Source organism: Lysinibacillus fusiformis, from assembly GCF_002845985.1.
GTDB classification, from domain to species: Bacteria; Bacillota; Bacilli; order Bacillales_A; family Planococcaceae; genus Lysinibacillus; species Lysinibacillus fusiformis_D.
Genome location: NZ_PDFK01000014.1, coordinates 1 through 7287 on the forward strand (window position 1 = coordinate 1; position 7287 = coordinate 7287).

Sequence of the window (7287 nt, forward strand, 5' to 3'; positions counted from 1 at the left end):
TATGCAGAATCGTATTTCCTTCCCATACGAATTCGTCAAAGCTCGACAGATATTATCCATAAAATTGTTTATTTAAATTAACTGTATTATCCAATATTCATATGGTAAAATTAAACAAAAAATATTGGAGGAATAATAAAATGATGCCTTTTGAAGAGAACATGAGAATTCGGAATGACACCTTAGAGGAAATTAGTCATCCTATTTAAATAACTTTCATACAGATATGATTCAAGAAATTTCCTTTAACATCAAAGCTGGTATTGTTCAAAAGGATTTCGATTCAATTATGAATTATTCATTAAAATACATTTTACAATCTCTTTTCATTCAAATTAAAAAGTCAAAAGAATTCGAATTAATGGAATTAGTTTTTGAAGATAAAGTATGCGATGAGTTTGAAAAGCTACTTCTTATGGATGCTATTGATATTTCTTACCATATAGATGATTTTATTACCGAGAAAGAAATGGAGGAAGAAGGTATTAGTGTGGACGACTTAGATAACTTTCTTATATATCATTGTGAATTTTAATGAAAAGCAGTTTGCAATATTAAAACTTACTAACTCTGTCTGTGAGCTAGGAGAATTAGCTTTTCTAAATCTTGACACTTCAAATACATTCATTAATGGTAACCATTATAGTGACTATGAAGAGAAATAATTCTCTTCATAGTACTGAGGAAATTCATATTATGAAATAAGAGTATGTTTAAAATATGCTATTCATTTATTAGAGTTAAAGTCCTGTCCCTACTTTCATAAAACGCAATCCGTTAATTCCCTTTTTTTCTATAAAATCTTTAAAATTTTGTGTACAGAAATAAAAGTTGTTAATTCTAATATCTCTAAAAATAGTTTCATTTTCTATTTTTTCTAAATTAAATGTAATGTTTTCACCTCGCAACATTGCAAGAGATTCTTGCATATCTAAACCATCAAAATTAATTGCTGTTAAAACATTTGTTATATTTATATATATATAATCCTCTGAAATACCTTTGATTTTTATGGGGAGGGTTTCTGTAATTTCTGAAAATTCATCAATAAAAAACTTTTCGAATTTCTTTTTTACTATTAATGTAGCTCCATAACAACGTGAATCAAAATCTAACAATTTTCCTCTATTCAGTTTATCTTCTGAAATACCAAATATCTCTGCGTTCCAATCCAGAGTAATTTTTTGCCCTGTAAAAGTTGAAAAAAGACGAACATAGTCCTTATTTAAAAAGGTTAAATCTTTAAAAACATCATCATTTACAAATCTATATACATTCATTTACAAAACTCCATTTACCAAATTTTAACGTTAAATAATAAATCCTCCCTAATATTTTCCGGATCAGCTAATACTGCTTCTTTTGCTTTTGCTCCACCAAAACGTTCTGCAGACTCCAACCTATCAGCAACATTTCTAAAATAATCATTAGTATGGATTATTCTATGATAAGCACCAGGTTATATACTATTTGGATCCATGTTTTAAATAAATCCCATTATCTGCACTATTGACATCAATCTTATGCCTTTCTAGAATATCCCTAGCTCTTTGAGCATTTGGATTTGAATGGTCCCCCGCCACAATATGATGAGCTGCTGAACTTTTATACTTATGCCAAGCACGTTTCATGTACCCTTCATTCTTTCTTAACTCACGATTAGCTTTGTTCATATTTTTCTTTAACTCTTTAGTACAAGAAAGACCAAAAATATCTATTGAGTTATTTGTATCTTGTACATAGCCATATAAGACCAAACCTCCATTAAGCCCAATTGGATCCTTTTGCGTATACATACCCTCAATTGGTGAATAATATCTAAATCTGTTGTAGTAAAGGCCAGTTTCTTCATCCTCGTATTGCCCTTGATATCGGAATGGTATAAAATTCTTGTCACAGGTAAACTCTTTTGACTGACCATAAATATCTAACTCATTGGACCAAACCTTATTACCATCAGTATCGTAGGCTTCAGAAGGTGTACCTAGATAATCACTAATAAGGCTTCTTCAACTAATCAATCGATCTAATAAATTCCTTAAATTGATATATTATTTACACCGCACTCATCAATTTAAAGTCTTTCCATACAAATTTCACATAACTAATTCTTTTTTAGCGTGGGCCTTTTATTCATATATCTTACCTACATATAGCATAATAGATAATAGTTTCCAGTCAATATTTTTGGGAGTATCTAAACCAGAATTTTCATAAAATCCTTCCATATCTTCCATCCATCCCTCAATGGCTTGAAGAAATAAATCTATAGATTTATTCTCCCATTCATCTATATTTTTTTTATAATCCGCTGATAATAAATTTACAAATTCTAAGAATTGTTGCTTGTTTGATACGTTTTCAATTTTGTTATACCAATCCATATTATTCACACCTCTCTATTTCAACTATTGACTCTATTTTTTCCTACAAATCACCTGTCTAGATCCATCTTCCCTCTTTAAAACAATTGATGTTCCACCATTTTTTGTTGACATTTTAAACCATTGATTCTTCACTTGTTTTTTACTTGCCCAGTTTACTGGAATTTCATCAATACCTGCGAGTCTTCTATGATCCAACGTTCATATTTTACCGTCTGTATCCTTCCAAACATTAACTGTAGGTAAGTCACTTACTTTAAGTGAACCATTCTTTAATGATTCAGCATTTTCTAAAACTGTAAATGCACCCGTACTATTCTTGATATTACTCTGCATAAAATGAATTTCATTTGGATCTAACGAAAGAGGTTTATTTCCTGATAACTCAGCAAAATTAAATTTAGGTTTTGGCTTTAATCCAAATGGATCATTTATAGCATTCGTATCACTAACATACCCATAAAGCGTAGGATTCCCACCCGCAAGTCCAATCGGATCTATTTGAGTATAATTCCCTTGTTCTGGGTCGTAGTATCGGAATCGGTTATAATACAATCCAATTTCAACATCCTCATACTGCCCTTGATATCTAAATGGAATAAAGTCTTTCTCACCTGTAACTTCTTTCACTCGTCCATAAACATCAAGTTCAGCTGTCCAAACCCTATTCCCTTTTTCATCATAGGCTTCAACAGGTGTTCCAAGATAATCACTAATAATACTATAATGACCTTCACTCGTAATCTTTGCAGAAGGGACAAACCCTTCATTAAATACCCATGTAACTAGATTATCTGCTATAGCAGTATCGGTTTGTGAAGATTTTAGATTGTCTAAAGTATCTGCAGCATTCTGCGTGGAATACTCATGCAGAATCGTATTACCATCCCATACAAAATGCGTTGCCTTATCCTCAGAACGCTTCTCTATTCGCCTACCTAATGAATCATACTTGAAAGTAACTTCCGTATTATCTGGCCTAATGACCTTCGCCATCATTCCATTGCCACAGTACTCATACTTCCACGTATCACCATTCTTTTCAACTTTCTCTACGAGATTTCCTTCTTCATCATAAGAGAATTTAGCATCTTTCGTTTCTAGTAATCTACTACCAGCGCCATAGACACGATCTTTTTTGTCTTTTGTTTCATACAAATTCCCGACATCGTCCACGCTGCGGTATAAGAAATCAAATTGGCGACTGTCTTGATTGGCCCACACAAGGTTACTAAATTCGTCGTAACCATAAGTCACTTTTACACCCGTTAGCTCGTTGACCATACTGCGTAATTGATGATTGATGTCCCAATTGTAGGCACGTCTTCGTGTATCTCGGCTTTGGCTACTTACGCGATGGTGTGTTGGTCTACCTGTGATATCATATTGCCATTTGCTAATAACATCTCCTGGTAGGATCCGCTCAATCTCTTGCCCAAGTTCATTGTACTGCATCAAGGCTGTCCATTGAGCTTGCTCGGAGCGAGAGGCTGTCATTTGCAAGACATTGCCCAGCTCATTACGCATAACATCGATTTTGGCACCGAGGCTGCTTGTTATTTGGGAGCGATTGCCTAATTCGTCATAGCTACTGGCAATCCAATGGTCATTTTGCCACTCTTTGATGACTTGCCCAGATGGGTCTCGCTCTAGCTTGACGGTTACATGCTCGTTTTCCGTTTCTAGTAGCGAACCGTTTTTATCATAGGCAAACGTTTCCCAAGTGCCATCCTAGTAACCTTAGCGAATGACATTCCCTATATTCATAGGAATTGTCCTTTAATTGAACGTCGTCTCCATATGAAAGTTGGCCCGTACAAGACGATTTAAATAGTCATGACAGAACTTCTACGGTTCCTATCTCACGAATATTCCCATCTCTTGAAATCACAGTAAGATTAAAAGGGCAATAAATCCCTTTAAATGGATTTATCGCCCTATATAATTGATACTAATGTATTTCTCTTATTACAATTTTAAGAATATACTGATTCAATCTATCTTTGCCACATTAAAGTTATATTTTTCATCTTCACGTGGATCATTAAATCCTTCAAATTCATTTACTTTTTCAAGAGAAAATAAAAAACCAAAATTTAGACTAGGAAAATCTAATTTCTTCATACGAGCATATCCTTTTATAGATACCGAATACTTACCAGAAGGAACACTGTATCTAAATCCTGAATATAGTGTTTTACCATCTAATGTTTGATAAGATACCTCATCATTTTTTAGAAACTCATTTTTATCAAATTCATAAAATGAACCAATATCTGCAATCCACAATGAATCTTTAACTTCAATATTGAAGTCATGATAAACGAATTTTTCTTCCCATTCATCGTCAAATGACTGATTACAATTTTCAAGTTTGATAATATACTCTATAGAATTTATAGGTAGAAAAGGTATCCAAATACCATTTTCAAGTGAAGCTAAATAACGGTTATGATTATCCTGAAAATTTTTTAAAAATTTTTTTGTCCTAACTTTTTCTTTCTTTAAAAAGTCTTGCAGGACGTCTATTGAAAACAAACAAATTCCGTAACTTCCAGTATCTAGAATTCTATCCATTATAACATCTCCTTTTTTCCTATTTACAAGGTATTTTTCCATTATAATGTAATTCTTTTAATTTCTCTAAAGCTTCTGCAGGAGTTAAATCTTTGAATAACTTTTCTTTTGTGTATGGTATTTTTAAATAACCTTTAACGTCAATATCTTTGTATGCTTTAGCAGCTTTTTCAAAAAACTCATCTGTTGTACCAATGAATTTTGAACCATGATAAGGTATTCCATCTTCTATAAGTTTTCTATGCAATTTTTTGTGAAGTTCTGCCGTTCCAGCTCCTTCATCTGGATACCAAGAAATGGAATAAATTTGACTTAACTCTGAAATATCTAAAGCCTTGGCTATTGATCTTGGCATCAAATGATGTCCCATGCCAGTATCCAATAAATCTGAATATAAGCCAAATTTATCTATATTATTATTTGTATCCCTGACATAACCATACAGAGTTGGATTCCCACCCGCAAGTCCAATCGGGTCAATTTGAGTATAATTCCCTTGCTCCGGATCGTAGTATCGGAATCGATTATAATACAATCCAATTTCTACATCTTCATACTGCCCTTGATAACGGAATGGAATGAAATCTTGTCCACCTGATAATTCTTTTACTCTGCCATAAACATCAAGCTCAGCCGACCAAACCTTTTTACCTTCTTGATCATAGGCTTCTACAGGCGTTCCAAGATAATCACTAATAATACTGTAGTTACCTTCACTCGTAATTTTAGCTGAAGGTATAAACCCATCATTAAATATCCATGTGACTAGATTATCATTCTAGTTCAGCTGAATCATTCTCTGAATACTCATGTAGAATCGTATTCCCATCCCACACGAATCTCATTATTTTTTCATCAGAACGCTTCTCTATCCGCCTACCTAGAGCATCATACTTGAAAGTAACTTCAGCCGTGTCTGGCTTAATGACCTCCACAAAGTAGTAGCATTAATTTGAAGTGTTTATTTATGTTTTTCAAAGATTAGAGAACTTACGAATTGACGCTGATAAAACACAAGAAGAAATTGCATCAATTTTGAAAATACAAAAGGGAAGTTTATCGACGATATGAAAAAGGTATCCATGAAATTCCCATTTGGGCATTGTAAAGTTATCAGATTAATATGGGGTCAGCATTGACTATATTTTAGGGAAAACAAACGAGAAAAGTAAATAATTTTTGACATTCAAAAGTTAGTGTAAAATTTAGTCTATAACATATAGGATGACATTCGTTTACTTGGTTTTTTTCAATAAACTTACTTTATTTTCATCATTTAATCGGAAAAAAGTTCCAAAGCCTTTTCTTGTAATTCTATTCCAATGTCCTCCAGTTGCTCTAATAAATCATCTTCAAAGTAACCAGATTGAAATGAAAAAGCACCATATATATCAACCATAGCTAAAGCAAGTTTTTTAGGAACTGTTTCTTTATCTTTGTAGAAGTGTATCAATATGTCTAATGCCACTCTAACCTTATTAAGTAACTCACTGTCTAATTCTTTGTTCAATCTTAATTTTACAGGAATCGAATTGTCAGATACTAGTCCATTATATACAGTATCAATTGCTTGCTGTATTTCCATAACCTCACGACCTCTTTTTTTCAAATTTACATTAGAAGCTATTTACAAACCTTTGTAATTTTATTTGTAGGTACATGCCCCTCAACTAATACTTCCTTAGAAGAAACTGCGTAATTATCAGGACGTCCTTTAAACCCTTCTGCTTTAGCCTTTTCTGGGGTTGATACATCAATAATGTTTTTGTTTCCAGCCGAGTCTTTTACCACATCATCTGTATCAAACTTAACTATTGTTTGTCCTTCTTTATTCCACTTTCTAGCAACATCAATATCAGTTGTGGTAGATATAAACTGTGATCCTTTGAAATTTGGACTACTTCCATTCATAACATGTCCGGATGGTTTCATACCTCTTCCAGGATTTTTAGCAGTCAATCCATTAGAAATTTTTTCATCTGGACGCAAGTTTCTATATACAACTATCAGACCAAGTGGATCAATTTCAGATAAAGGATTTCGAGTATACCCATAAAGCGTAGGATTCCCACCCGCAAGTCCAATCGGGTCAACCTGCGTATAATTCCCTTGCTCTGGGTCGTAGTATCGGAATCGGTTATAATACAAGCCTATTTCAATATCTTCATACTGCCCTTGATACCTAAACGGAATGAAATCTTTCTCACCCGTAAACTCTTTTACTCGTCCATAAACATCAAGCTCAGCCGACCAAACCTTATTTCCTTGCTCATCATAGGCTTCAACAGGCGTTCCAAGATAATCACTAATAATACTGTAATGACCT

Annotated in this window: 9 protein-coding genes; 1 reads left to right on the forward strand and 8 read right to left on the reverse strand. The window is 33.3% G+C overall.

All coding sequences use genetic code 11. The features are described 5' to 3' along the window. The first annotated feature begins 226 nt into the window (after nt 1-226). Nucleotides 227-535 carry a hypothetical protein gene (locus CRI88_RS22060; protein ID WP_058844149.1) on the forward strand — a complete coding sequence of 103 codons (309 nt, stop codon included), beginning with the start codon at nt 227-229 and terminating at the stop codon, nt 533-535. A 205-nt stretch (nt 536-740) separates the two neighbouring features. On the opposite strand, the gene CRI88_RS22065 is transcribed toward CRI88_RS22060, so the two are convergent. The 8 genes from CRI88_RS22065 to CRI88_RS23180 form a co-directional block, all read right to left on the reverse strand. Then, nucleotides 741-1280 carry an imm11 family protein gene (locus CRI88_RS22065; RefSeq protein ID WP_101967050.1) on the reverse strand — a complete coding sequence of 180 codons (540 nt, stop codon included), beginning with the start codon at nt 1278-1280 and terminating at the stop codon, nt 741-743. A gap of 186 nt (nt 1281-1466) precedes the next feature. Then, nucleotides 1467-2000 carry an RHS repeat domain-containing protein gene (locus CRI88_RS23170; RefSeq protein WP_180957843.1) on the reverse strand — a complete coding sequence of 178 codons (534 nt, stop codon included), beginning with the start codon at nt 1998-2000 and terminating at the stop codon, nt 1467-1469. Nucleotides 2001-2129: 129 nt separating this feature from the next. After that, nucleotides 2130-2384, reverse strand: a complete 255-nt coding sequence (locus CRI88_RS22075) for a DUF7660 family protein (RefSeq protein ID WP_036127392.1) — start codon at nt 2382-2384, stop codon at nt 2130-2132. Nucleotides 2385-2585: 201 nt separating this feature from the next. Beyond that, nucleotides 2586-3911 (reverse strand): RHS repeat domain-containing protein, encoded by a 1326-nt coding sequence (locus CRI88_RS22645; RefSeq protein WP_157492967.1) that lies wholly within the window; start codon nt 3909-3911, stop codon nt 2586-2588. A 465-nt stretch (nt 3912-4376) separates the two neighbouring features. Then, nucleotides 4377-4961 carry a hypothetical protein gene (locus tag CRI88_RS22085; protein WP_219622713.1) on the reverse strand — a complete coding sequence of 195 codons (585 nt, stop codon included), beginning with the start codon at nt 4959-4961 and terminating at the stop codon, nt 4377-4379. 19 nt (nt 4962-4980) lie between these two features. After that, nucleotides 4981-5718, reverse strand: coding sequence for an RHS repeat domain-containing protein (locus CRI88_RS23175; RefSeq protein ID WP_180957844.1), 738 nt, complete (start codon nt 5716-5718; stop codon nt 4981-4983). A 519-nt stretch (nt 5719-6237) separates the two neighbouring features. Continuing rightward, nucleotides 6238-6546, reverse strand: coding sequence for a hypothetical protein (locus CRI88_RS22100; protein ID WP_058844148.1), 309 nt, complete (start codon nt 6544-6546; stop codon nt 6238-6240). Between the two features lie 38 nt (nt 6547-6584). After that, nucleotides 6585-7287 (reverse strand): RHS repeat domain-containing protein (locus tag CRI88_RS23180; RefSeq protein WP_180957842.1); only part of this gene is annotated, 703 nt, incomplete at its 5' end.

Bases quoted from the DNA above. Each gene is read 5' to 3' on its own strand.
- CRI88_RS22075 (WP_036127392.1), bottom strand. From the start codon at position 2,384: ATGGATTGGTATAACAAAATTGAAAACGTATCAAACAAGCAACAATTC.
- CRI88_RS22060 (WP_058844149.1), top strand. From the start codon at position 227: ATGATTCAAGAAATTTCCTTTAACATCAAAGCTGGTATTGTTCAAAAG.
- CRI88_RS22645 (WP_157492967.1), bottom strand. From the start codon at position 3,911: ATGCGTAATGAGCTGGGCAATGTCTTGCAAATGACAGCCTCTCGCTCC.
- CRI88_RS22100 (WP_058844148.1), bottom strand. From the start codon at position 6,546: ATGGAAATACAGCAAGCAATTGATACTGTATATAATGGACTAGTATCT.
- CRI88_RS22065 (WP_101967050.1), bottom strand. From the start codon at position 1,280: ATGAATGTATATAGATTTGTAAATGATGATGTTTTTAAAGATTTAACC.
- CRI88_RS22085 (WP_219622713.1), bottom strand. From the start codon at position 4,961: ATGGATAGAATTCTAGATACTGGAAGTTACGGAATTTGTTTGTTTTCA.